This window comes from Flagellimonas ulvae (genome assembly GCF_049333175.1).
Classification (GTDB): Bacteria; Bacteroidota; Bacteroidia; order Flavobacteriales; family Flavobacteriaceae; genus Flagellimonas.
Genome location: NZ_CP186325.1, coordinates 2,046,329 through 2,070,911, shown reverse-complemented (window position 1 = coordinate 2,070,911; position 24,583 = coordinate 2,046,329). Strand labels below are relative to the sequence as shown.

Sequence of the window (24,583 nt, the reverse complement as noted above, 5' to 3'; positions counted from 1 at the left end):
AACAGAACCGCATGATCAAGGGTCTAATAAAAGCAGAGGTCAACGTGGCAAATGTGTGCAAGGCCAAGGTGTCCGAAAAAATATCAATAATCAATCCTAGCAAAAAGGCAGTAAGGAGAAAGACCGCCCTATTCCCTTTTATTGGGAACCAGTACAGAAAAATGACATAGACCATCGGATTGATGGAATCTAAAAAATTAAGGGTATTAAAAATTAGTACCTGTGTCAAAACAAGCAATACAAACCTTAGAATATTTAAAAAGACAACATTATTCATCTACGGTCAATTCTTCCAGTTCTTTGATCTCCTTTTTATTCTTGTTTTTTATAAGATAGATGTTCTTCACATTGGCCATGTCGTTAAAAAGTTCTACATCAATATTGTAGAAACTCTTAGAAGCGTTCAAGTCGTATTTTTTAATAACTCCAACGGGTATATTTTCAGGGAAAATACTGGACATTGCACCAGTAACAATGGTATCTCCAACCACTAGCGGCACCAATCTAGGGATATCCACCAATTGTACTACCCTGTAATCGCGGGCATCCCAAACCAAAGACCCAAAATAATCTGTGTTCTTTATTTTGGCATTGATGTTTGACTTCGTGTTCAAAACGCTTTGGACGGTTGAAAAATTGGATGAAGTATTTTCGACAATGCCCAAAATGCCACGAGTAGTTATCACCCCCATGTCTTGTTCTATCCCGGAATTGCTTCCTTTGCTAATGGTCAAGTAATTTCTAGGTGACGAAAAACTATTTTTTATGACTTTCGCATTGGTGACACTATATTCCAGTTGAGTGGTATCCAAAGTCTGTTGGATTTTTTCAGGTGAATTGAAAAGTAACCAGCGTAGACGTTCGTTCTCTTGGACAAGCCGATTGTTTTCTTCGCGTAGCGAAAAATAGCCAGATATGTCAGCTGCGTTCCCGTATACCTTTCCTGTAACCCATTTGGAAGAATTAAAAAATCGGGACTGGTGGTAAGAATGAGAACGAATCGTTAGGACCAACGCTATCAAAGCCAAAAAACCATAGAGGAAAGAGTTTCTATAGTTGAGTATAAAATTGATGATGCGCTGCATGCAATCGTTGGGTTAGAATGGTTGTGGAAATAGTAGTTCCACAGTTATGTTCAATACGCGTCTATTTTATAAGAATGCTTTTGTACCGCTCCAAATTTTTCAATGCTATTCCTGTTCCTCGAACAACGGCCCGTAAAGGATCTTCGGCAATATAAACCGGTAAATCTGTTTTTTGGGAAAGTCTTCTATCCAAGCCTCTTAGCATAGAACCACCTCCTGCCAGGTAAATTCCCGTATTGTAAATATCCGCTGCCAATTCCGGTGGGGTTTGTGATAAGGTTTCCATTACAGCATCTTCCACGCGTAATATACTTTTATCCAATGCTTTAGCAATTTCTCGATACGAAACCTGTACTTGTTTGGGTTTTCCCGTGAGCAGGTCCCTTCCTTGAATGGATTTATCATCCGGCGGAGATTTTAAATCCTCCGTAGCAGAACCTATCTCAATTTTTATTGCTTCGGCAGTACTCTCTCCAACATACAGATTGTGTTGGGTACGCATATAATAAATAATGTCGTTGGTGAACACATCACCCGCAATTTTCACTGATTTGTCACACACAATACCTCCCAAGGCAATAACGGCGATTTCTGTTGTACCACCACCTATGTCCACAATCATGTTTCCCTTAGGTTGCATGATATCCAAGCCTATACCGATGGCTGCTGCCATTGGCTCGTGAATAAGATAGACTTCCTTGCCATTTACCCGTTCAGCAGATTCGCGTACTGCACGCATTTCCACTTCGGTAATGCCTGATGGAATACAGATAACCATACGTAAAGCGGGGGGAAACCATTTTTTCTTTAGTGCAGGAATATTCTTAATGAACATATTGATCATCTTTTCAGATGCATCAAAATCTGCAATTACCCCATCTTTCAAAGGTCGTATGGTCTTTATATTTTCATGGGTTTTTCCCTGCATCATGTTGGCCTCTCTACCAACGGCGATAATCTTACCAGAAACTCGGTCTCTAGCAACAATCGAAGGGCTGTCTACTACAACTTTATCTAGGTGGATGATAAGGGTATTTGCAGTACCAAGGTCAATAGCAATCTCCTCGGTCATGAAATCAAAAAATCCCATAAAAAGCTTTGGTTTTTTGGATTAACGGTAAAATTATCGGCTAATGTACTAAAATTAATGCTTAAAATGTCGAGTGCCAGTCATAACCATGGCTATGTCATTTTCGTTGCAAAAATCAATACTTAGTTGGTCTTTTATAGAACCTCCAGGTTGTATAACGCTTCGTATCCCAGCTTCGTATGCAATCTCTACACAATCGGGAAATGGGAAGAAAGCATCACTGGCCATAACGGCTCCATTTAAATCGAAGTTGAAGGACTTTGCCTTGTTTATGGCTTGATTCAAAGCATCTACCCTTGAGGTTTGCCCAGTTCCACTAGCACAAAGCTGCTTATTTTTAGCCAATACGATGGTGTTACTTTTTGTGTGCTTGCACAATTTAGAGGCGAACAACAAATCCTCAATTTCTTGGGAGCTTGCCTTTCTGTTGGTGACAGCTTCCAAATCACCCTTGCTATCGGTCTTAAAATCTTTGTCTTGCACCAAAACCCCATTGAGGCATGTTCTTACCAAAGTTTCGGGGAGTGCAACTTCTTTTTGAATCAAAATAATTCGGTTTTTCTTGCCTTTAAGCACCTCCAACGCATTCTCGGAATAACTAGGAGCAATCACCACTTCACAGAAGAGCTTATGGATTTCTTCGGCGGTTTCTACGTCAATCTCAGTGTTGGCAATCAAAATACCTCCAAAGGCAGAAACGGGATCTCCTGCCAAAGCATCAACATAAGCTTGTTTTATGTTGTTTCTAGTGGCCAGACCACAAGCGTTGTTGTGTTTTAAAATGGCAAAAGTAGGGTCATCTCCTTTGAATTCTCCCATGAGATTGACCGCTGCATCCACATCCAATAGATTATTGTAGGATAGCTCTTTGCCATGCAATTTGTCGAACATAGCCTCAAAGTCTCCGAAGAAAAAACCTTTTTGGTGGGGATTTTCTCCATATCGCAAAACCTTTCCATGGGTTTCGCTGATTTTTAAAACGGCTTCTTCATGATCCTTGTTAAAATAATTGAATATGGCCGAATCATAGTGGGAAGAAACATTAAAGGCCTTGGAAGCAAAACGTTTTCTGTCTTCTAAAGAGGTAGATCCATCTCCCTTGGAAATGACGCCCAAAAAGTCTTCATAATCTTCCATTGAAGATACACAGAGCACATCTTTGTAATTTTTAGCCGCAGCTCGAATTAGCGAAATACCTCCTATATCAATTTTCTCAATAATGTCTTGTTCGGAAGCACCACTAGCCACGGTTTTTTCAAAAGGATAGAGATCAACAATAACGATATCCAATTGTGGAATGTCAAATTTTTCCATTTGAGCCACGTCTCCCTCATGGTCCTGTCGGTTCAATATTCCGCCAAAAACCTTGGGGTGCAATGTTTTTACCCGTCCTCCTAAAATGGAAGGATAACTGGTTACATCTTCCACTGGAACTACGGGAATCCCAAGTTCTTTGATAAATTTTTCGGTTCCTCCAGTGGAATAAAGAGTAACGTTAAGTTCGTGTAGTTTTTTAACGATAGGTTCCAATCCATCCTTATGAAATACTGAAACTAGGGCGCTGAAAGCTTTTTTGGAAGTGCTCATGTGGTGTCTTAAAAATCAATTTCTTAAGCACACAAAAGTAAATTTTTTGTAAAGAAAATCAGAGAGGGTTTATCAACAAAAAACAGTGAGTTTTAAAGAATTTGGGCCACATTGTCATTAACAAATTCCAAAAAGCGCTCATCTGCTTCAGAAAAAGGGTCGGGAGTGTTGGAATCTATGTCTATTTGACCAATATTTTCTCCATTCTTAAAAAGTGGGATAACGATTTCAGACTTTACGGTAATACTGCACGCGATGTAGTTGTCCTGAGCCGCAACATCGGGGACAACAAAATTCTCATTACTCACTGCCACTTGTCCACAAATCCCTTTTCCAAAAGGAATAATCGTATGGTCCGTGGGTTCACCTGCGTAAGGGCCCAATTTCAATTCTTGTTTGTCTCCATTTTTAAAATAGAAACCTACCCAATCATAATACGGAATTTCTTTTTTCAAAAAATCACATAGCAATTGAAGACGATGGTCCACATGTGTTTCTTGTTGAAGTATTTCCTGTACTTGTGGCTTTAAGGTTTCAAACATGGTATTTTGTATGTGTTCAGTATGTGAAATAGTCGTGCAAAAATCGAAAAAATTTCAGTGCTAATACCCTAAAGTTTGGTTAAGCTTTAACTATACTGGAAAACGAAGTTGACATATTTTGTATTTTTGCTTTGTGAAAAAAGGAATTCAAAAAATATTTTCAGTTTTCATGTCCCTTTTGGTACTGCTTTCTACAATTTCGTGGAGCGTGGATAAACACTTGTGTATGGGGCGCGTTATGGATATTTCTTTTTTCACGGAAGCAGATGATTGCGGTATGGAAGCAGGCCTTGCCCTATTGGGAAAGGACAGCGAAAAGCCCCATTGTTGCGATGATGAATCCTTTATTCTGACAGGTCAGGATGACCTTAGTTTAAGTTGGTCCGACTTTGACCTGGAACAGCAAGTTTTTCTAGTTGCCTTTTCCACCTCGTATTTAGACTTATTTGTTCCTCTAAAAGAACTACCTGTTCCTTATGAGGAATATCCTCCCCCAATCTTGGTCAGGGACATTCACGTTCTGGACCAGGTCTTTTTAATATGATGTATTGAATCTAAATGAATACCCTTGACTTCTGGCAAGTCGGGGAGTTTGACTATTCAATTAACAATGATTCAATATATACATGAAAAAAATTAGCATTATACTTTTTTGGTTTCCAGTACTATTGATTGCCCAGGATAAAATAGAAGGGGTAGTCTTGGAAGCTAATTCAGAGAATGAACGTATAGGTCTCTCTGGAGCCAATGTGTACTGGTTGAACTCTCCTTTGGGGACAATAACCCAGGAAGATGGAACCTTTACCATTCCATATGACCCAAAATATAATAAGTTGGTTATTAGTTATATCGGCTTTTCGACGGATACATTAACCATTAACTCACTACGTAAGGTGAATCATACTTTGCAACCCTCAAATCAGTTGGATGAGGTGGTGGTGGAACAGAAGAAAGAGGCTGTGGAAAAAGCCTTTTTTTCAGCGCAGAACGTAGTTACTGTAAATAGCGAAGAACTTTTAAAAGCGGCCTGTTGCAACCTTTCCGAAAGCTTTGAAACAAATCCAGCGATTGATGTCAATTTCAATGATGCGTTGACTGGAACCAAGCAGATTCAAATGCTAGGCCTTACCAGTCCATATCTGTTGATTACTCAGGAGAATATACCCATGGTTCGAGGAGCTTCACAAGCGTATGGTTTAACCTTTACTCCCGGGACTTGGGTGGAAAGTATCCAAATTACAAAAGGAGCTGGCAGTGTAACCAATGGGTATGAGAGTATTTCTGGGCAAATCAATACGGAGTTGCAAAAACCCCTATCAGATGTTCCCGTATTTGTAAATGGGTATGCGAACTTAAATGGCAGATTGGAGCTCAATACACATCTAAATACAAAGCTTTCGGACAAATGGAGTACTGGGTTTTACATCCATGGAAACCGAAGGGATGTAGAAGTTGATAACAACGATGATGGGTTTTTGGACATTCCATTGGCCAATCAAATCAATGTCATGAACCGATGGCAATATCAAAATCCGGAAACGGGTTGGGTGAGCTTTATCAACTTACGTTTTTTGAATGACGAAAAACAGGTGGGCCAAGCTGATTTTAACCCGGATACGGACCGCTTCACCACCAATGCTTGGGGCAGTGAAATTGATACTCGAAGGTTTGATAGTTCTGTGAAGCTGGGTTATGTATTTCCGCAACTTCCGTTTCAAAGTTTTGGTTTTCAAGCTTCATATAGCAATCATGCCCAAGATTCATTTTATGGATTCAATGTGTATGATATAGATCACGAAAGCATTTATTCTAATTTCCTGTTCAATTCCATCATTGGGAATACCCAACATAAGTTCACAACTGGACTATCTTTTGCTTATGATGGGTATGAAGAATTGGTGAATACACAACAGTTTAGTAGAACAGACCAATCTTTGGGAGCCTTCCTTGAATATAGTTATACCAATTTGGAAAAACTAAGTCTTACCGCCGGATTGCGTTTAGATACGCATAACCGTTTGGGAACTTTCTTTACTCCAAGATTACATGTTCGCTATACACCATGGGAAAGGGGAAGTCTTAGAGCTTCTTTTGGATTGGGTAGAAGAGCTGCTAACATATTTGCTGAAAATCAAAAACTGTTTGCTTCCAGTCGGATTATTCAACTTAATGGCAATGGAGGCAATATCTATGGATTTGATGCAGAAAAAGCAGTCAATTTTGGTTTCGGTTTTCTTCAGAAGTTTACGTGGTTAAACCGACCTGGTTCGTTTTCAGTGGATTTTTATCGAACCGATTTCCAAAATCAAGTCGTTGTGGATTGGGAAAACCCTAATGAGGTTAGATTTTCCAATTTAGATGGGGAAAGCTTTGCGAACAGTCTTCAGGTTGAGGTAAACCATGAAGTATTGCCAAATGTTGAGTTGAGAATGGCCTATAAGTATTATGATGTAGAAACGACCTATCAAACAGGATTGTTACAAAGACCTTTGCAGGCACAACATCGGTATTTTGCAAATGTAGGCTACAATACCACCCCAAAGGAGAATGGGAGTCAATGGCGATTTGATTATACCCTTCATGCTTTGGGAAGGCAAAGACTGCCTAGCACGGCTTCCAATCCCGTGGAATTTCAATTGGGGGATTTTGCAGAAGGCTATAGTCTGATGAATGCACAGGTGACCAGAGTATTTTCCCCTAAATTTGAATTGTATTTGGGAGGGGAAAACTTAACGGCTGTTAGACAGGATAATCCAGTTTTGGGTGCACAAGACCCATTTGGACCAAATTTTGATACTTCCATTGTGTTCGCCCCGATACTTGGAAGAATGGTGTATTTGGGGTTTCGATTTAAATCATAAAAACAAAAAATAAATACCAAAAAAATGAAAAAAGGAATAATGATTATGTTAAGCTTGTTGATTTCCGCAGTCTCTTTTGGACAGGAAAAAAACAAGAAAATGACCTTTGAGGTAGATGGCATATGTGAAATGTGCAAGGTTCGAATTGAAAAAGCGGCACTAAGTGTGCCTGGCGTGAAATATGCAGTTTGGGATATTCCTACACATCAATTGTCAATGGTTGTGGATGAACGTAAAACAAATGCCATGGAGATTAAATCAGCCATTGTGCAAGTAGGTCATGACACCAAAGAGTTGAAAGCTACCCAAGAGGCCTACGAAAGTGTCCATCCTTGCTGTAGGTACCGTGAACTTGATTCAAACCACAACGAGAAGCACTAAATGAAACAGACCTATTCTGTAACGGGAATGACCTGTCAAGGTTGTGTGGCTTCTGTTCAGGAGAAGTTGTCCAAAGTTGATGGCATTCTGGATGTGAGGGTCGATTTAGAAAAAGGACAAGCCACAACGGAAATGTCCAAAACTATCTCCTTGGCACAACTTCAGTCCGCTTTGCCTGCGAAATATGTGATTTCTGAAAAAAGTAATGTTGCTTCAACACCCGTTAGTGCTGAAGAAAAATCAAAATGGGGACAGCTTCGTCCCCTTTTCTTGATTTTTGCCTATCTCTTTGCTACGGCATTTTTGCTCAATTATAAAGACTGGAGCACTTCCGAAGCTATGTTGGATTTTATGGGATTGTTCTACATTGTTTTTAGTTTCTTCAAATTTTTGGACCTAAAAGGCTTCCCAGAAAGTTTTCGAATGTACGACCCACTAGCCAAAGTGCTTCCTGCTTATGGTTGGATGTATCCATTTATGGAACTAGCTTTGGGACTTATGTTCTTAATACGATTTTGGATTCCGATTGCACTTTGGGTCACGTTAATCATTCTGGGAATAACCACCATTGGAGTGACCAAGGCCTTGTTGGATAAGAAAAGCATACGTTGTGCATGTTTGGGGACTGCTTTGAACCTCCCAATGACGGAAGCTACCTTCATTGAAAATACGATTATGTTGATTATGGCTGGTTATATGCTATTCCAATGAGATTTTTTCACTATGTGAAATCAAGGTGCCGTCGTCTGCCATTCCTTCAAAGAATAAGGTGACATTGGTAACGCCATCATCGGGTAGGGTCAAAGTAGCTTCCCCTTTCTTGTTGGTGACTAGATTGGGTTCCCAATGTACAATACCGCTGCTCAAAAAGTTTTCATTTGAATAATCATATTGAGGGCGGTAGAATTTTTTGGGTCTTGTGAAACTGTTTTCAACCAGCTTTTCAGCAAAGCTTAATGTTGTAGGGGAGTAGCCACCTGTTTTTCTATAAATTCGTATGGTGCCTCCGCCGAAGTCAGGTCCTTCAAAAAGCCCATCTTTTGTCAAATAAATTTCGTCAATCTGATATAGAGGAATGTTTGCCAATTGCGTAAAATCTCTGACAAGTATATCATTGTCATATACAGCTACCGGTCCTGCTAAAGGAATAGGACTTCCTATTAATAAAACGTTGTTCGCAAAGTCTTCTTGAACACGAAACCCCTGTCTTCTAATAAAATCCGATAATAAAGGATTCCTTTTAACATCATCATCTGATATTTTGAACCCGTCGAATAAGCCATTGATAAGAGGCGAAGCACGTGTCAATTTCTTTTCAATTCGTTCTTCAGATACTGTTACTCCTTCTAGAAAAATAGTATTGTCCTGTTTAAAGAGTGGTTTGTCAGTGGTATTGCCATTTTGGTTGTTAATCTCTTTAGAGATGCCAAAAGGGATTTTCTTTCCAAGGGACTCTTGGGCGATAGAATCACCTAACACTTTAGTAGATAAGAACGTAGTTTCCATTTCTGGCTTCCTTAATTTTTTGTTCCTGTTCCTTAGTGAAAGCATTAAAGTGTCCCCGTTGAATTGAAGAAAGTTGTCTATTTGGAAATTTGTGGAGTCCTTAAGTTCTACAAACTGCATATTGAACATATTCCCTTGTTGGATGACCAATTGGTCTCCCTTCCGTATTTTGGAATTTAGCTTGCCAGAGACCGAAATCCCATTTTCAAAAGGATGTTCAATTTTTGGAGGGCCGTCAAAAATGCCCCTCCAATCATAACTACTCCATCCTTGTGTCAATAAGATTAAATCAAGTTCATACGCTTTCGTTCTATCAATATCTTCAAAATATCTCGCGGCATGTTCAACCTCCGACCTCAGATAAGGAGTGAGCAAAAAATTGGAAACAATACTTGAGTGGGTATTTTTTGATGTAGTTTCCGATGGAAGTGCTGAGACACTTAAGGATACTGGAGTGTTGTTTTTTGAAAATGCATTTATCAATACTGAAACGGAATCTTTGTTTTTTCTTTGGGGTACTTCAACCTTCAGCTTGCCCAATTTTAAATTTTGGTAATTAAATACCAATCGTTCTGAGATTGGGTTTAAATCATCATCAAAAAGCGTAATAATATTTGTACCACTCAGCAGTTTGCTCTTGCCAATTTTGATAACTTTTTTTAGTTCATCTATTTTAAAAGTTTTTAAGGCCATAAGGCCGTCACGATGAACCGCCATATGGAAATTCTTACCCGATATTTCTTTTAAGGTAGAAGGGTTGGTTTTCAATGAAATGACAATTTTATCCTCTAAAATATTGTTGACATTTATGACTATACCTTTCCGTTTTGGTTCCGGAAGTTTTTTGTTAATGGTCTCGCCATTTGGTAATATTGCCTCAAGTGTCAGCGGATATTCAACGTTTCCTCGTAGTATAAATTTACCGACGCCGTAACTGTTGGTAACAACATCAGCCACCTTTTCACTGTTTGGAGCCATAACCTTTCCTTCAGTGATTTCCATTCCCATTCCATCGTTGTCCACAAGTTTGATTCCAATGGTGTTTTCGGCACCTTTTATGATGTGTCCACCTTCAGGAAGAATTTGTAGGTTATAAGGTCTAGCAGGTGATGGTTCACTTTCAGTAATCGTTTCGTTAATGACTGTAATCTCTTTTAAAAAATCTTGTTCCTCCCTAAAATTCTGCATCCAACTTGTACCCGCTTTTATGTAGTACGTACCACTTTTAAAGGAATTGTCAAGTTTAAAGCTTCCATTGGTAATGCCATTTTCTACCAAGAACATTCCACTGCTTACTCGATTTCCATCAGCATTATAAATAGCACAATGAAGATTGGTTGTTTTTCGTGAAGGCTCGCCAGCTTTTTTATCGTAGAAATATGCAGTCCACCAAATCTCTTCCCCAACAAAAAAGACATCTTTGTTCAAGTGTAAATGAAGGGATTCCCTTAAATCTGAAAAGTGGCTCTCATAACCATCCTGCAGTTTGTAATTATTGATGTCTTGGGTGGAACCATTCAATAAGATTTCTTGGGTGTGGGAGAGGAGTGAGCCATCTTCTCCCATACCTTCTATTAAAACTTTGACCGAAGAAATGTTATCCTTTGGAATTTTGAATTCGACTTCACCTTTTTTATTTGTTATCAATTGAGGCTCCCAATGTACAATGCCATAATTTTCAAAGGCGTCACCTCTTGTTGAGATGTATTTTGGTCTATAGAAGGTTTTGGGCCTGGAAAAACTGTTCTCCACCAATTTTTCAGCAAAATAGATTGAATTTGACCGTGAACGCGGTCCCACTTTTCTGTAAATTCGAATTACCCCGTTTTGCGAATTGAATGTATCACCGGCAGCCCCATTTCGTTCAAAATAGATTTCGTCTATTTCACTCATGGGTACGTTAAGCAGTTGTCTCAAGTCATTGACCAAAAAATCATCTTCGTAAACCCTAACCCCGGCTCCTGCGGAACTCGAAGTAGCTAGTAACCCCGTCCCATTAGCTTCTGCGGGGTTATCTGTGGTAGGGGTGGGAATTGCTCTTCCACCTTGAAACCCCGGCTTACTATTGCGTATTGCTACTTGTCCCGTTTGTACGACGAAGTCCACTAGAAACCCGTTTTTTGCTATAAAATCCAATAAAAACAGGTTGTGTTTAATTTCTTTCTCTCCGATTTTGACTCCTGTAAAGGAATCATTTATTAAGGCCGATTTTCTTACGAGCTTGGTTTCTTTTTTCTCTTCGGTCAGTACCACTTCATCCAATTCGATAATGTCGCTTGACAATTTGAACGGAATGTCTGCCAAAGGCTCATTCGAGAAAGGGTTCAAAAACAATCCTTCGGGGAGGAGATGTTTGGTTAAATCCATTGAATCATTACGTTCTATGATGCTAGGAAATTTAACTTCCAAATCGGGCTTTTTTAACCCTCCTCTTTTCTTTCGGATGGAAAAGTTAAGAGTATCCCCGTTTTTGGAGAACAAATCCGTCAACTCAAGAGTCTGGGAGTCGTCTAAATCAAGCAAAACCATAGAACCGATACCATCTCCAATCAATGCCAACCGCTCCTCTTTTTTCAACTCAGAATTTAACTTCAGTTTTGCGCTTACTCCATGTTCGAAAGGATATGTGATTTCAGGTTCCCCATTAAAAATGAGCCCCCAGTCGTAACTGCTCCAACCTTGTGTTAGCATGGCCAAGTCCAGTTCATATTCCTTAATTCTATCGGAATCTGAAAAATACCGGGATGAGTTCTCTATCGGAGATTTTAGATAGGGATGTAAAAGAAAAGAAGAAAAAATATTGAATTCCTTAAGATCATGCGTGTTTGAAGAAGGTAAAGCAGAAACACTTAAAGAAACAGGTTTGTTTTTGTTTATGTAAGCCTTTATTTTAAGAGAAACCGAGTCCTTTTTCTCTTTACCTTTTATCACAGATGCTTTGGCCAAGTTCAGTCCTTTAAAGTTGAAAATCAATCGTTCACTTATTGGCTCTAAATTTTTGTTGAACAAGGTGATAATGTTGGTGCCGGGTAATAGATTTTCCTTGTTGACTTTGATGTTTCTGGATATACTGTCAAAGACAAAAGAATTCAAGGTCATTATTCCATCACGATGAATAGCTAGATGGAACGAGTCTTTTTTTATCGTTTCAAAGGTTCTATTGTTTGTATTCAATGAGACAACCAGTTTCTCCTCCAAAATGTTATTGACCGCCATGGCAATTCCATTGTTCTTTGCTTCCGGGAGCATTTTTTCAATAGTGCTACCATTTTTAAGGGTTGCCTTTAAGGTATAGGTCTGTTGTTGTTTGGGAAGTAACTCGAATCGACCCAAACCCGCCTCATTCGTAAAAACCTCAGTCAATTGATTGTTTTCACTATCGAACACGCCTCCTTTTTGAATCCGTACTCCTCTTCCATTCCAATCAATAATGCGTAACCCTACCATGTTATCCGTATCGGCTATCAGATGACCTCCTTCGGGTAGTAGTTGTAGATCGTAACCTTCTTGCGGTTCAGGTGAGTCTGTCTGGGCCGAAGGCTTAATTATGTTGATTTGTTTAACGAAAGGAACATCTTCTTTAAAATTATTCATCCATTTGGTTCCTGCTTTAAGATAATAGGTGCCTGAATTCCATGTGGAATCTATTTTAAAGCTACCGTGGGCAACTCCCTTTTCAAATAAAAAAAGGTCTTCGGTAATCTGGTCACCATTTGAATCATATAAACCGCAATAGAGGTTTTTTGTTGGATTTGAACGTTGATTACTTTTTTTGTTGTAGGCATAGGCTGTCCACCAAATCTCATCTCCTTGAATGAAGGTGGTTTTATTCACATGTAAATGAACGGACTCTCTATAATGACGGAAATGGGATTCGTATGTTTCTTTTAACTCGGTAGTTTCTGGTTCTTGTGCATCCAGGTTGATGTTGAAAAAAAATAGGAGGGATAGAAGAGAATAATAGCGAACCGATTTCATGTTGTTTTCTTTTGAAAATACGAAAAAGTGCTCGGACCAGTAGCCACTTTATCAAGTATTTAACAAGTATATACAACAAAAAACCGCACTTTTTAAGTGCGGTTTTCTTTACTATATAAGAGTGTGTCTTACATCATTCCTGGCATTCCACCACCACCCATAGGAGGCATTGCGGCAGGTGCATCTTCCTTAATATCAGTCAATGCGCACTCGGTAGTCAAAATCATTCCAGACACGGAGGCTGCATTCTCTAAAGCAACACGGGTTACTTTTTTCGGATCAATGATACCTGCCTTCATCATTTCAACATAGTTGTCTGCTTTGGCATCGTATCCAAAATCAGCTTTACCTTCTTGAACCTTGGCAACAACTACAGAACCTTCACCACCAGCATTTTCAACAATGGTTCTTAGTGGAGACTCAATAGCTCTAGCAACAATTTGAAGTCCGGTATCTTCATCTGCATTTGAAGTTTCTGTTTTAGCCAGAACAGACTTTGCTCTTACCAAAGCAACTCCACCTCCAGCAACGATACCTTCTTCAACAGCAGCTCTAGTGGCGTGTAATGCATCATCCACACGGTCTTTTTTCTCTTTCATCTCTACTTCTGAAGCAGCACCTACATAAAGAACGGCAACACCGCCGGCCAATTTGGCCAAACGCTCTTGCAATTTCTCCTTGTCATAATCGGACGTGGTCGTTTCAATCTGAGACTTGATTTGATTTACACGGGTCTTGATGTTTTTGGCAGAACCAGCACCATTCACTATAGTGGTATTGTCCTTGTCGATAGTTACTCTTTCTGTTGTACCCAACATGTCAACAGTAGCAGTTTCCAAAGAAAAACCTCTTTCTTCAGAAATTACGGTACCGTTGGTTAAGATGGCGATATCTTCCAACATAGCTTTTCTACGGTCACCAAAGCCAGGAGCTTTTACAGCAGCTATCTTAAGAGAACCTCTCAACTTATTCACTACCAAAGTAGCTAGAGCTTCACCATCAACATCTTCTGCTATAATCAACAAAGGTTTTCCAGACTGAGCTACTGGCTCTAAAACTGGAAGCAAATCTTTCATGGAAGAGATTTTCTTGTCGAAAAGAAGAATGTAAGGATTGTCCAAATCGGCAATCATTTTTTCAGAGTCGGTAACGAAGTAAGGAGAAAGATACCCTCTATCAAACTGCATCCCTTCCACAACGTCAACATAGGTGTCTGTTCCTTTGGCTTCTTCGACAGTGATTACCCCTTCTTTTCCTACTTTTTCGAAAGCTTGGGCAATTAAATCCCCAATAGTTTCGTCGTTATTTGCTGAGATAGCAGCAATCTGCTTTATTTTTTCAGAAGAGTCACCTACTTTTTTGGATTGCTTGGCAAGGTTTGTTACGATGGCATCTACTGCCTTATCGATACCTCTTTTCAAATCCATTGGGTTAGCTCCGGCGGCTACATTTTTGAGGCCTTCTTTTACGATTGCCTGAGCCAAAACAGTTGCAGTTGTAGTACCGTCACCTGCCAAATCATTGGTTTTAGAAGCTACTTCCTTAACCATTTGGGCGCCCATGTTTTCCAAAGCATCCTCCAATTCAATTTCTTTGGCTACGGTTACCCCGTCTTTGGTTACTTGAGGCGCTCCGAAGGATTTGCTAATGATTACGTTTCTACCTTTTGGTCCTAAAGTCACTTTAACGGCGTTGGCCAAGGCATCCACACCTCTTTTAAGACCATCACGTGCTTCAATATCGAACTTAATATCTTTTGCCATTTTCTTCTAGTTGATTTTTTTAGTTATACAATTGCTAAAATGTCACTTTCGCGCATCATCAAGTAATCAACACCGTCCAATTTAAGCTCGGTACCAGCGTATTTACCATAAAGAACGGTATCGCCTACTTTAACAGTAATGGCCTCGTCTTTGGTTCCAGGGCCTACGGCTACCACTTTTCCTTTCTGAGGTTTTTCTTTTGCGGTATCAGGGATTATGATTCCAGAAGCAGTTTTGGTCTCGGCCGCAACGGGCTCGATAAGAACTCTGTCTGCTAATGGTTTGATGTTAACTTTAGCCATATTCTTATTTTTTAAGGTATTTGTTTTAAAATTCTCGATTGGAAGGGCAGAAATTATGCCATTACCAAAAAACTGACATTCTGATAAAATAAAAATGCCAGCTTGTCATTTAAGCTGGCATTCATCTAAAATTATGTCATTTATCTTTAGTTGATAGTATCTGCCGGATTGGTCTGTTCTGTAGCAGGCACCTGTTCCGGAACTTGCTCGGGTACCGTTTCGGGAACAGTAGTTTCAACATCATTTCCATCTAAAACTTTGGACTGCGCTTGACCAAAACTCCCTTTTAAGGAAACATTCGACAACAAAATCAATACAATTAACAAAGTTGCCAAAGTCCATGTACTTTTATCCAAAAAATCACCAGTTTTTTTGACGCCGCCCACAACTTGGTTTCCTCCACCGCCAAATGACGAAGATAACCCTCCGCCCTTTGGGTTCTGCACCATAACCACCAACATCAAAAGGAGGCAAACTATAATTATTAAAATTAAAAAGATGGTAAACGTACTCATTGCTATTTCTTTTCTTTTTGCAGTTTTTTGACCGCTCGAATTTGGTCGGCAAAGAAACTACTTTTTTCTGGATATTTCAAACTCAATATCTTAAAGGCTTGTATAGCTTTTTTGTATTTCTTTTGTTCCAGATAGACCTTGGCCAATGTTTCGGTCATTAATTCATTTTTGTCCATTCGGACGGAGTCTTTAATATCGACCTTTGCCTGGGATTCTTCTTTTGGGACAATTTTTGGATTATTTTCTATGAACTTGTCCAAAAGTTCAAACTTTCTTTTCTTGTCTATTTCGATGGGTTCAATGACATCAATTTCCTTGGTAATTTCTTCAGAGGTCAGTTGTAGCCATTCTACGAAAGAGTGTTTTTCACTTTTTGTAAAGGCCAAGGGTTTGCCCAAACCAAGTTGATTTTCAGCTTTCTGTATTTTGTCATTGTCCGTTTTAACGGCTGAATTTGGTCCTCTCGATGCAAAAAGCTTTGGGTCCAAGATTTGTTCTGCATCTTCGATATTCTGGGGTAAGGGCTTCTCTTCAGATTCTACAATAAAAATTTCAGTATCTGGATTAGGTTGAATTTCTTCAGATACAATCTTTTTTTCTTCCAATTTTGGGGCCCTGCCGGATATGGAATCAGCAATGGTGTTTTGAACAAACTCATTGGAAGTTATGTAATCAAAAAGTACATCTCTATCTGCAGTATGGGCAGCGGTCACTTTAAGGGCATTATTGTACTTATAACTGTCCAGATTTTTCAAACCCTTTAGATGTAGTGCCCTAGCTGCCTGAAAATAGGGGTACTCAGCAATAATATCTTCCAGTTCCCGTGTTTGTTGGGGGGAAAGAATAGTATTCGATTTTCGAAGAATATGTAAAAAATCCGAAACGTTCATATGGGGCTACCAATTACCTAGTGAGGCATTAAAAATATCTTGGGTTAAGCGTTCAAAAATCTCCTCATGGGCCTGGGCCTGAACGGAAGTCAATGAAGCAGTCGCATCAAAATCAAAGAAGAAGGAAAATCGCTTTTCGAAGTCTGAATCTTCCTTGGTTTTGTTGAAAAAGCGAACATTTACACTCATCGTCAAACGGTTTTGCGCGGTCAACTGATCCGAAGTTGCTGTCATGGGAGTAACTCTGTATTCAACTATTTCCCCTTCATAAAGAAGGTCTCCATTACTTCCCGTCAACGAGAGACTGGTCAGGTTATTGATTTGGTCCTGAAGTGCCAAAGTAAAATCCCTGTCCAAACTGGGAACAATAATGGAACTTGGGCTTTGATCCGCATAATTCTGAAAGAAATTGACTTGGAAGCTTTCTGCCGTACCAATATCGGCACCTGAAAAATTATAGGCACCACAGCCTGTCAAATGCAATATGCTAAAGAGCAGTCCTACTATCATTATCTTTTTTCCCATCAGCTCAATTTAAGGATTTACCTGTTATAAATCGTATTGTTTTATTTTTCGATAAAGCGTTCGTTCCGAGATTCCCAGCTCTGCAGCAGCAGCTTTTCGCTTGCCCCGGTTTCGCTCCAACGATTTTTTGATTAACTCGATTTCCTTTTCTTGTAAAGAAAGGGTTTCTTCTTCCTGAATCTCTTCAGCAAAATGATAACGGTCTTCCGAAGGTCTTGAGATTTGAGTGCTGTGATTTTCCGCAATGGGTTCTGGAAGGTGGAGAACCTCAGTAGGAAGCGTTTCCTCTCTTTCTATTTGAGTTTCATCCTGATTCCCATAAATTTTTTGAATCAAGGTCTCGTTTTCTTCCTGTACTTTTTTGGTATCACTATTCTGAAGGAGCTCCAAGGTGAGCTTTTTTAAATCGTTCAAATCACCTTTCATATCAAAAAGTACCTTGTACAAAATCTCTCGCTCATTACTGAAGTCACTTTCCTTTTTTTCTTGACCAATCACTGCAGGTAGGTTAGTGCTATTGGCATTTGGCAAGTAACTACTTAAAGTAGCCGCAGAAACACTTCGGTTCTCTTCCAGAACAGAAACCTGTTCAGCAATATTTCGCAATTGCCTAATGTTACCTGGCCATCTATACTTCAAAAGAAGGCCAATTGCACCTTCTTCCAAACGAATGGTGGGCATTTTGTATTTCTGACCAAAATCAGAAGCGAATTTTCGGAACAATAAATGAATGTCCTCTTGCCTTTCACGCAGCGGAGGAATATTAATTTCGACAGTACTTAGCCTATAATATAGGTCCTCACGGAACTTTTCTTTTTTAATGGCCTCAAACATGTTCACATTTGTAGCAGCCACTATTCGTACATTGGTTTTCTGAACTTGAGAAGAACCTACTTTCAGGAATTCTCCATTTTCCAGCACACGAAGAAGTCTAACTTGTGTTGTTAGTGGAAGTTCGCCCACTTCGTCCAAAAAAATGGTTCCGCCATCTGCCACTTCAAAGTATCCACTTCGGGTTTGGGTAGCTCCGGTAAAAGCTCCTTTTTCGTGACCGAACAATTCGCTATCAATGGTACCTTCAGGAATGGCCCCGCAGTTAACAGCTATATACTTTGCGTGTTTTCTGTGGGATAAGGAATGTATTATTTTTGGGATAGCCTCTTTCCCAACACCACTTTCTCCAGTGACCAACACGGAGATATCCGTTGGCGCTACCTGCATAGCTTTTTCAATGGCCCGATTCAGTTGCGTATCGTTTCCGATAAGCTCAAATCGTTGTTTTATGGATTGAATACTTTCCATGCCTTAGTTGTTCTTTGAATATTCAACAGCTTCGCCGATGAGTGTGGCGGAAGTACAATCATTGATTTTTACGTTGACAAAATCTCCTACTTGATAGTTTTCTTTTGGAAATACCACAACGGTGTTCTGAGAGTTTCTTCCCATCCAATGGGCGTCTGACTTTTTAGATGGTCCTTCAATAAGTACTTCTTCTACTTTTCCCACATGTTGTTGGGTGCGGAAAAGCCCATGTTTTTGTTGAAGATTGATGATTTCCTGTAATCTTCTTTTCTTCGTTTCCGCAGGGACATCATCTTCCAATTTTCGAGCGGCCAACGTTCCTGGTCGCTCGGAATACGCAAACATGAAGCCAAAATCATACTTTACATACTCCATCAAGCTTAAAGTGTCCTGATGGTCTTCTTCGGTTTCAGTAGGGAATCCAGAAATCATATCTTGACTTATAGCGCATTCTGGATTGATTCTTCGTATGTTATCTATCAACTCAAAGTATTCCTCACGGGTGTGCAGGCGATTCATGGCTTTCAAAATACGGTTGCTCCCACTTTGAACCGGCAAGTGAATGTAGTTGCAAATATTATCATGTTTTGCCATGGTCTCAATCACATCCAAGGTCATATCTTGGGGGTTGGAGGTGGAAAAACGGATTCTCATTTTAGGTTGGGCAAGGGCAACCATATCTAAAAGCTTTGCAAAGTTTACGGAGATGGCTTTTTGCATGTCAGTAGCCTTATCAAAATCCTTTTTTAAACCGCCGCCGTACCACAAATAACTGTCTACATTCTGCCCTAAAAGCGTAATTTCCTTAAAACCTCTGTCCCAAAGATCATTGACTTCCTCTAAAATAGATTGTGGATCTCTACTACGTTCTCTTCCTCGGGTAAACGGTACCACACAGAAAGTACACATATTGTCACAGCCCCGGGTGATGGAGACAAATGCAGTGACTCCATTAGAGTTTAGTCGCACCGGGGCTACATCCCCATAGGTTTCATCTTTGGATAAGATGACATTCACAGCATTTCTTCCCTCATCAATTTCCTGGATAAGATTAGGCAGGTCTTTGTAGGCATCCGGTCCTACAACCATATCCACTATTTTTTCCTCTTCCAAGAATTTGCTCTTAAGGCGTTCGGCCATACACCCCAATACCCCTACTTTCATTCCTGGATTTATCTTTTTTACAGCATTGAACTTTTCTAACCGCTTACGCACAGTCGTTTCAGCTTTTTCACGAATAGAGCAGGTGTTGACCAGAACCAAATCGGCCTCTTCAAGTTGGGTTGTAGTGTTAAAACCCTCTTTCGCTAATATTGATGCTACTATCTCGCTGTCCGAAAAATTCATCTGACAGCCGTAACTCTCAATATAAAGCTTACGGGTGTTATTCTGAACTTCTTCAAGTGTCAGTGTGTTTCCCTGCAGTTCTTCGTTGATTATTTTCTCTGAATGCTCTTTCTTGTTCATCATGCTTCAAATGGAGGGCAAAGATAATGCATATTCTGTTTTAGTGACAATTTGGCAGTATTATTTAGCAGGTCTTTTAGGTTATTGGGATATTCTTAACTTGCTTGGTAGTAAAAACCAACCAAAAATGAACTTTTCTCAAGTCACTGAAAAAATCGATTCAAGCAATTCACTGGATTTTGGAAGAATTTTTAATGCTTCGTTTGAACTCTTCAAAAAAGTATGGGTTCAGGGTTTCATTACGCTATTGTTGACTTTTGTGGTCATCATTCCATTTTATCTTGTAGCCTATATTCCTATGGTGGCTATAGGAATGACAGATCCTTATTATTTTGAAAGTGAAGAATTACCAGCGTCAATGATTTTGTTCTTCATCTTTTACTATCCGGTCATGCTGATTGGAGTGACCATGTTCACCACTTGCTTGACCGCTGCTTTTTTGCGCATTTGTAAAATGGTAGATTCTGGGCAGAGTGGTAGAGATGATTACTTTTTTTACTTTAAAAAACCCTACTTGGGGAAAGCTTTTACATTGGCTTTGATTATTTCTGGTCTTTCCATTCTTGGCATGCTCACCTGTGGTATTGGTATTGTTTACCTAGTTGTGCCCATGTCTCTAATTTCTGCTTTTTTTGCGTTTAATGAAGAACTTAGCCCAGGAGAGATTACCAAGGCATCGTTTGCATTGGGAAATAAAAACTGGCTTGTTATTTTTGGGTTGATTTTGGTTGCGGGCCTAGTAGCTCAGTTGGGCGTACTGCTTTGTTTTATTGGGTTTTTGTTCACGGCTATGTTTACCCGCATACCTATTTATTTCATTTATAAAGAAAGCCTAGGATTTTCTTCTGAAACGGAATTTTAGCATTTCTAAGCGCAACTTTGTTTAAGCTTTTTTATCTAAAGGGTGTTATTCATCCAAAAAACTTAAACACCAATGAAAAAGCAACTCTTTTTTCTCTTACCCCTGGTCATCCTTTTTTTTATTTCCTGTGATGATTCAAATGATGATGACGAATATGCGGAATATTTGGTAGCTCGACCCTTGGTCATGAGCAAAGCCGATTTTGCCAACGGTGTGGATATTCTTCCCCCGGAACCCATTGATGAGTCTGGAAAGGTATACGCCTATCAGGATTATGTCTTTATCAACGATAAAAGCCGTGGGGTCCATGTGATTGACAATAGTAATCCTCAGCAACCTGTAAAAATCGCTTTTATTGAAATTCCAGCCAATGTTGATATTTCGGTTAAGGATAATTTTTTGTACGCTGATAGTCTCATGGACTTGGTTGTTCTTGATATCTCTGATATCTATAATATCCAGCAAGTAAATCGTTTAGAAAACGTGCTTCGTGAAGGGGTGTTCTTTCCCATTGGGGTAGATATTGTGGAATATGCAACCTACGATTATGAAACCGAAATACTCATTGGTTGGGAGACCACTACGGAAAGAAGGTTAATATCTGAAGTGGAAAACCAAAATGAAATTTTTTTTAACGATGCAGCGGTTGCGGAAAGTTCAAATGGCGGGCAAACGGGACAAGGGGGTTCTTTGGCTCGCTTTAAGATTGTAGGGGAATATTTGTACGCTGTGGACAGCCATACTATTAATGTATTTGATATTTCAGATTTAGAAAACCCACAAGATTTGGAAGATGTATATGCTGGATTTGACATAGAGACCATATTCAATAGGGGAGAACATTTGTTTTTAGGAAGTATGCGAGGGATGTACATTTATGATATTTCGTCCCCGGCAACACCCACTTTTGTTTCAGAGTTTCAGCATGGTACAGCATGCGATCCAGTTGTTGTAGATGGAGATTACGCATATGTTACCTTGCGTGGAGGAAATGGTTGTGGAGCGATTGAAAGTGGTCTATTCATTGTTGATATTTCAGATATTGAAAAACCGGAATTGACCATTTCGTATCCCATGGAAGAGCCTTATGGCTTGGGGATTCGAGATGAAAAGCTTTTTATTTGTGATGGGTCTGCGGGCTTAAAGGTGTATGACAAAACAGATGTTGAAGGTCTTTCTCTGTTAAATCATTTTAAAGATATTGTTACGTTTGATGTTATTCCTTTGGAAAATCATTTAATTATGGTAGGCGACGAAATACTGTATCAATATGAATATTTGGATGATAAAATCAGGCTTATAAGTCAAATCGGCCTTAATTAAGGTCGTGTAATTTCCCAGTTGAATATCCCGTTTTTTGCGGGATATTTTTTTGTACCATATTTTGTTTAAAATCCAGAATCGAAATTTTGATATATTTTTGTTAGCTTAAAAAGCATTGCATGCCAAAGAATTTAGTTATTGTTGAGTCCCCAGCAAAGGCAAAAACCATCGAACGGTTTTTAGGTAAAGACTACCGAGTTGAATCCAGTTTTGGACATATCGCTGACCTTCCTTCCAAAGAATTGGGAGTTGATGTGGAGAATGGTTTCAAACCTAAATATACCGTTGACAAGGAAAAGAAAGCCCTTGTTAAAAAACTCAAGGATTTAGCTCAAAAAGCAGATGTCATATGGCTGGCAAGTGATGAAGACCGTGAAGGAGAAGCTATTTCTTGGCATTTAGCGGAAGAGCTGAAATTAGATCAGAAAAAAACAAAGCGAATCGTTTTTAACTCAATAACGAAATCTGCGATTCAAAAAGCGATTCAAAACCCGCGTGAAATAAATTACAACTTGGTGAATGCCCAACAAGCGAGACGGGTATTGGACCGTTTGGTAGGATATCAACTTTCACCAGTTCTGTGGAAAAAAATAAAACCGGGACTCTCTGCGGGAAGAGTACAGTCCGTTGCCGTTAGATTAATTGTTGAGCGCGAACGGGAGATAGAGGTTTTCAATCCAGAGGCATCTTTTAGAATTCGAGCTGAATTCAAAACCAAGGAGGGAAGTGTTTTTTCGGCGAAGCTGAACAAAACATTCTCCAGTTTGGAAACGGCCAAAGCATTTTTACAACAAAACGTTGGAGCTAGTTTTTCGGTAGGGAGTCTGGATAAGAAACCCGCCAAGAAATCGCCCGCTGCACCGTTTACAACATCAACTTTGCAGCAGGAAGCTTCAAGAAAGTTGTATTTCTCGGTAAGTAGAACCATGCAGGTAGCGCAGCGGTTGTACGAAGCGGGACTTATCACCTACATGAGAACCGATAGTGTGAACCTTTCCAACGAAGCCCTAAGTGCAGCTAAGGATGCTATCGTTCAAAATTATGGGGAGTCCTATAGTAAGACAAGGAACTACACTGGCAAATCAAAAGGGGCTCAGGAAGCGCATGAGGCAATCCGTCCAACAGATATGAAATTGCAGTCGCCCTCATTGGAGCGTGACCAGGCAAAATTATATGAGCTTATTTGGAAACGTACACTGGCCTCCCAAATGAGCGATGCCATTTTGGAGCGTACCAATGTAAAGATAAAAGCAAGTTCCCATCAGGAAGAATTTGTGGCCAATGGTGAGGTAGTTAAGTTTGATGGCTTCCTTAAAGTGTACTTGGAAGGTACCGATGAAGAAGATAAGGCAGAGGAACAAGAAGGTATGCTCCCTGCCATGTCCATAGGAGAAGCACTTACCAACAAATATATTACTGCTACGGAACGATTTTCAAGGCCACCGTATCGCTATACAGAAGCTTCTTTGGTGAAAAAATTGGAGGAACTTGGAATTGGGAGGCCGTCTACCTATGCGCCTACAATTTCAACTATTCAAAATAGGGGCTATGTGGAGAAAGGAACCGTAGAAGGAACGGAACGCAATTACATGCAACTTACTTTAGAATCCAATCAGGTTGCCGAAAAGAAATTGACGGAACTTGTTGGTTCCGACAAAGGTAAACTGGTTCCAACAGATATAGGAATGATTGTGAATGACTTTTTGGTCAGTCACTTTACCACTATTTTGGATTACAACTTTACCGCCAAGGTTGAAGAGAATTTTGATGAGATTGCTGCTGGGGACGAGGATTGGCAAGAAATGATGGAACAGTTCTACAAAGACTTCCATCCCAATGTTCAAGATGTAGAGGAAAATGCAGAACGTGCCAGTGGAGAGCGTGTTCTGGGTAAGGACCCAAAATCTGGGAGACAGGTAGCCGCCCGGTTGGGAAGATTTGGTCCCATGGTTCAGATTGGGACCGTTGAGGAAGAAGAAAAACCTCTTTTTGCCAGTTTGCTTCCAGACCAATCCATCACCACTATCACTTTTGAGGAGGCTATGTCCCTTTTTGAGCTTCCCAGAAAGTTGGGAGTGTATAAAGGGGAAGAGATAGAAGCCAATGTGGGGAGGTATGGACCTTACGTCCGGTTTGGTAAAAAATTTGTTTCCCTAGGTACAGGAGAAAATGCTTTTGAGGTAGATTTGGACAGAGCCATAGAATTGATTCAAGAGAAGGAAAAAGCAGATGCACCTATAGCTTCATACGAAGGTAAGGACGTTACCAAAGGTAAAGGAAGATTCGGACCATTTATAAAATGGGATGGCATGTTTATCAATGTGAACAAGAAATATGATTTTGACAATCTTTCAAGTTCCGACATTGCTGAATTGATTGAAACCAAAAAAATAAAAGAGGCCGAAAAGTTAATACAGGAATGGCCTGAAGAAAAAATCCGAATTGAAAAAGCAAGATGGGGCAGGCATAATATTATTAAAGGAAGGGTGAAGGTGGAACTTTCAAAGGATGTGGATGCATCAAAGGTTACTTTGGAAGAAGCCAAGGCTCTTATAGAAAAGAAAACTCCAAAGAAAAAGACCAAGGCTAAGACAAAAAAATAAA

19 protein-coding genes are annotated in these 24,583 nt (G+C 39.7%); 7 read left to right on the top strand and 12 right to left on the bottom strand.

Annotated elements, in window-relative coordinates; translation table 11 throughout:
• Positions 1 to 269: 269 nt before the first annotated feature.
• The 4 genes from mreC to ACOKFD_RS09495 form a co-directional block, all read right to left on the bottom strand.
• A complete protein-coding gene (gene mreC / locus ACOKFD_RS09510; protein ID WP_422857716.1) occupies positions 270 to 1,085 on the bottom strand; it encodes a rod shape-determining protein MreC in 816 nt (271 codons plus the stop codon).
• Between the two features lie 61 nt (positions 1,086 to 1,146).
• Positions 1,147 to 2,175: a rod shape-determining protein gene (locus ACOKFD_RS09505; RefSeq protein ID WP_036380166.1), complete on the bottom strand. Its 1,029-nt coding sequence runs from the start codon at positions 2,173 to 2,175 to the stop codon at positions 1,147 to 1,149.
• A gap of 54 nt (positions 2,176 to 2,229) precedes the next feature.
• Entirely contained in the window at positions 2,230 to 3,762 is a 1,533-nt protein-coding gene (gene purH, locus ACOKFD_RS09500) for a bifunctional phosphoribosylaminoimidazolecarboxamide formyltransferase/IMP cyclohydrolase (protein WP_422857715.1), read from the bottom strand.
• A 92-nt stretch (positions 3,763 to 3,854) separates the two neighbouring features.
• Complete coding sequence (locus tag ACOKFD_RS09495) at positions 3,855 to 4,304, bottom strand: GAF domain-containing protein (RefSeq protein ID WP_298997337.1); 450 nt, start codon at positions 4,302 to 4,304, stop codon at positions 3,855 to 3,857.
• A gap of 133 nt (positions 4,305 to 4,437) precedes the next feature.
• Here ACOKFD_RS09495 and ACOKFD_RS09490 point away from each other — a divergent pair, with 133 nt between their 5' ends.
• The 4 genes from ACOKFD_RS09490 to ACOKFD_RS09475 all read left to right on the top strand — a co-directional run bounded on the left by ACOKFD_RS09490 (position 4,438) and on the right by ACOKFD_RS09475 (position 8,257).
• Positions 4,438 to 4,848: an HYC_CC_PP family protein gene (locus tag ACOKFD_RS09490; RefSeq protein WP_422857714.1), complete on the top strand. Its 411-nt coding sequence runs from the start codon at positions 4,438 to 4,440 to the stop codon at positions 4,846 to 4,848.
• A gap of 82 nt (positions 4,849 to 4,930) precedes the next feature.
• Positions 4,931 to 7,165, top strand: a complete 2,235-nt coding sequence (locus ACOKFD_RS09485) for a TonB-dependent receptor domain-containing protein (protein ID WP_422857713.1) — start codon at positions 4,931 to 4,933, stop codon at positions 7,163 to 7,165.
• Positions 7,166 to 7,189: 24 nt separating this feature from the next.
• Positions 7,190 to 7,546: a heavy-metal-associated domain-containing protein gene (locus ACOKFD_RS09480; RefSeq protein ID WP_422857712.1), complete on the top strand. Its 357-nt coding sequence runs from the start codon at positions 7,190 to 7,192 to the stop codon at positions 7,544 to 7,546.
• Positions 7,547 to 8,257 (top strand): heavy-metal-associated domain-containing protein, encoded by a 711-nt coding sequence (locus ACOKFD_RS09475; protein ID WP_422860986.1) that lies wholly within the window; start codon positions 7,547 to 7,549, stop codon positions 8,255 to 8,257.
• On the opposite strand, the gene ACOKFD_RS09470 is transcribed toward ACOKFD_RS09475, so the two are convergent.
• From ACOKFD_RS09470 to miaB, 8 genes are all read right to left on the bottom strand, one after another.
• Positions 8,246 to 13,030 (bottom strand): hypothetical protein, encoded by a 4,785-nt coding sequence (locus ACOKFD_RS09470; RefSeq protein WP_422860985.1) that lies wholly within the window; start codon positions 13,028 to 13,030, stop codon positions 8,246 to 8,248. The two genes, ACOKFD_RS09475 and ACOKFD_RS09470, sit on opposite strands and share 12 nt — an antisense overlap.
• A 128-nt stretch (positions 13,031 to 13,158) precedes the next feature.
• On the bottom strand, positions 13,159 to 14,793 hold the full coding sequence (gene groL / locus ACOKFD_RS09465) for a chaperonin GroEL (protein WP_422860984.1): 1,635 nt from the start codon (positions 14,791 to 14,793) through the stop codon (positions 13,159 to 13,161).
• Positions 14,794 to 14,816: 23 nt separating this feature from the next.
• Positions 14,817 to 15,095 carry a co-chaperone GroES gene (locus ACOKFD_RS09460; RefSeq protein WP_298997352.1) on the bottom strand — a complete coding sequence of 93 codons (279 nt, stop codon included), beginning with the start codon at positions 15,093 to 15,095 and terminating at the stop codon, positions 14,817 to 14,819.
• Between the two features lie 146 nt (positions 15,096 to 15,241).
• On the bottom strand, positions 15,242 to 15,610 hold the full coding sequence (secG, locus tag ACOKFD_RS09455; protein ID WP_298997353.1) for a preprotein translocase subunit SecG: 369 nt from the start codon (positions 15,608 to 15,610) through the stop codon (positions 15,242 to 15,244).
• 2 nt (positions 15,611 to 15,612) lie between these two features.
• Positions 15,613 to 16,500, bottom strand: a complete 888-nt coding sequence (locus ACOKFD_RS09450; RefSeq protein ID WP_422860983.1) for a hypothetical protein — start codon at positions 16,498 to 16,500, stop codon at positions 15,613 to 15,615.
• 6 nt (positions 16,501 to 16,506) lie between these two features.
• Positions 16,507 to 17,025, bottom strand: coding sequence for an LptE family protein (locus ACOKFD_RS09445; RefSeq protein WP_422860982.1), 519 nt, complete (start codon positions 17,023 to 17,025; stop codon positions 16,507 to 16,509).
• 24 nt (positions 17,026 to 17,049) lie between these two features.
• Entirely contained in the window at positions 17,050 to 18,327 is a 1,278-nt protein-coding gene (locus ACOKFD_RS09440) for a sigma-54 interaction domain-containing protein (protein ID WP_422860981.1), read from the bottom strand.
• Positions 18,328 to 18,330: 3 nt separating this feature from the next.
• Positions 18,331 to 19,797, bottom strand: a complete 1,467-nt coding sequence (miaB, locus tag ACOKFD_RS09435) for a tRNA (N6-isopentenyl adenosine(37)-C2)-methylthiotransferase MiaB (RefSeq protein ID WP_422860980.1) — start codon at positions 19,795 to 19,797, stop codon at positions 18,331 to 18,333.
• 124 nt (positions 19,798 to 19,921) lie between these two features.
• Here miaB and ACOKFD_RS09430 point away from each other — a divergent pair, with 124 nt between their 5' ends.
• The 3 genes from ACOKFD_RS09430 to topA all read left to right on the top strand — a co-directional run bounded on the left by ACOKFD_RS09430 (position 19,922) and on the right by topA (position 24,582).
• On the top strand, positions 19,922 to 20,656 hold the full coding sequence (locus tag ACOKFD_RS09430) for a hypothetical protein (protein WP_422860979.1): 735 nt from the start codon (positions 19,922 to 19,924) through the stop codon (positions 20,654 to 20,656).
• Positions 20,657 to 20,728: 72 nt separating this feature from the next.
• On the top strand, positions 20,729 to 21,979 hold the full coding sequence (locus tag ACOKFD_RS09425; RefSeq protein ID WP_422860978.1) for an LVIVD repeat-containing protein: 1,251 nt from the start codon (positions 20,729 to 20,731) through the stop codon (positions 21,977 to 21,979).
• A gap of 119 nt (positions 21,980 to 22,098) precedes the next feature.
• On the top strand, positions 22,099 to 24,582 hold the full coding sequence (gene topA, locus ACOKFD_RS09420; protein WP_422860977.1) for a type I DNA topoisomerase: 2,484 nt from the start codon (positions 22,099 to 22,101) through the stop codon (positions 24,580 to 24,582).
• Position 24,583 lies beyond the last annotated feature (1 nt).

Bases quoted from the DNA above. Each gene is read 5' to 3' on its own strand.
- purH (WP_422857715.1), bottom strand. From the start codon at position 3,762: ATGAGCACTTCCAAAAAAGCTTTCAGCGCCCTAGTTTCAGTATTTCAT.
- ACOKFD_RS09430 (WP_422860979.1), top strand. From the start codon at position 19,922: ATGAACTTTTCTCAAGTCACTGAAAAAATCGATTCAAGCAATTCACTG.
- ACOKFD_RS09495 (WP_298997337.1), bottom strand. From the start codon at position 4,304: ATGTTTGAAACCTTAAAGCCACAAGTACAGGAAATACTTCAACAAGAA.
- ACOKFD_RS09445 (WP_422860982.1), bottom strand. From the start codon at position 17,025: ATGGGAAAAAAGATAATGATAGTAGGACTGCTCTTTAGCATATTGCAT.
- ACOKFD_RS09505 (WP_036380166.1), bottom strand. From the start codon at position 2,175: ATGGGATTTTTTGATTTCATGACCGAGGAGATTGCTATTGACCTTGGT.
- ACOKFD_RS09460 (WP_298997352.1), bottom strand. From the start codon at position 15,095: ATGGCTAAAGTTAACATCAAACCATTAGCAGACAGAGTTCTTATCGAG.
- ACOKFD_RS09425 (WP_422860978.1), top strand. From the start codon at position 20,729: ATGAAAAAGCAACTCTTTTTTCTCTTACCCCTGGTCATCCTTTTTTTT.
- ACOKFD_RS09450 (WP_422860983.1), bottom strand. From the start codon at position 16,500: ATGAACGTTTCGGATTTTTTACATATTCTTCGAAAATCGAATACTATT.
- ACOKFD_RS09470 (WP_422860985.1), bottom strand. From the start codon at position 13,030: ATGAAATCGGTTCGCTATTATTCTCTTCTATCCCTCCTATTTTTTTTC.
- ACOKFD_RS09440 (WP_422860981.1), bottom strand. From the start codon at position 18,327: ATGGAAAGTATTCAATCCATAAAACAACGATTTGAGCTTATCGGAAAC.
- mreC (WP_422857716.1), bottom strand. From the start codon at position 1,085: ATGCAGCGCATCATCAATTTTATACTCAACTATAGAAACTCTTTCCTC.
- miaB (WP_422860980.1), bottom strand. From the start codon at position 19,797: ATGATGAACAAGAAAGAGCATTCAGAGAAAATAATCAACGAAGAACTG.
- ACOKFD_RS09485 (WP_422857713.1), top strand. From the start codon at position 4,931: ATGAAAAAAATTAGCATTATACTTTTTTGGTTTCCAGTACTATTGATT.
- secG (WP_298997353.1), bottom strand. From the start codon at position 15,610: ATGAGTACGTTTACCATCTTTTTAATTTTAATAATTATAGTTTGCCTC.
- topA (WP_422860977.1), top strand. From the start codon at position 22,099: ATGCCAAAGAATTTAGTTATTGTTGAGTCCCCAGCAAAGGCAAAAACC.
- ACOKFD_RS09480 (WP_422857712.1), top strand. From the start codon at position 7,190: ATGAAAAAAGGAATAATGATTATGTTAAGCTTGTTGATTTCCGCAGTC.
- groL (WP_422860984.1), bottom strand. From the start codon at position 14,793: ATGGCAAAAGATATTAAGTTCGATATTGAAGCACGTGATGGTCTTAAA.
- ACOKFD_RS09475 (WP_422860986.1), top strand. From the start codon at position 7,547: ATGAAACAGACCTATTCTGTAACGGGAATGACCTGTCAAGGTTGTGTG.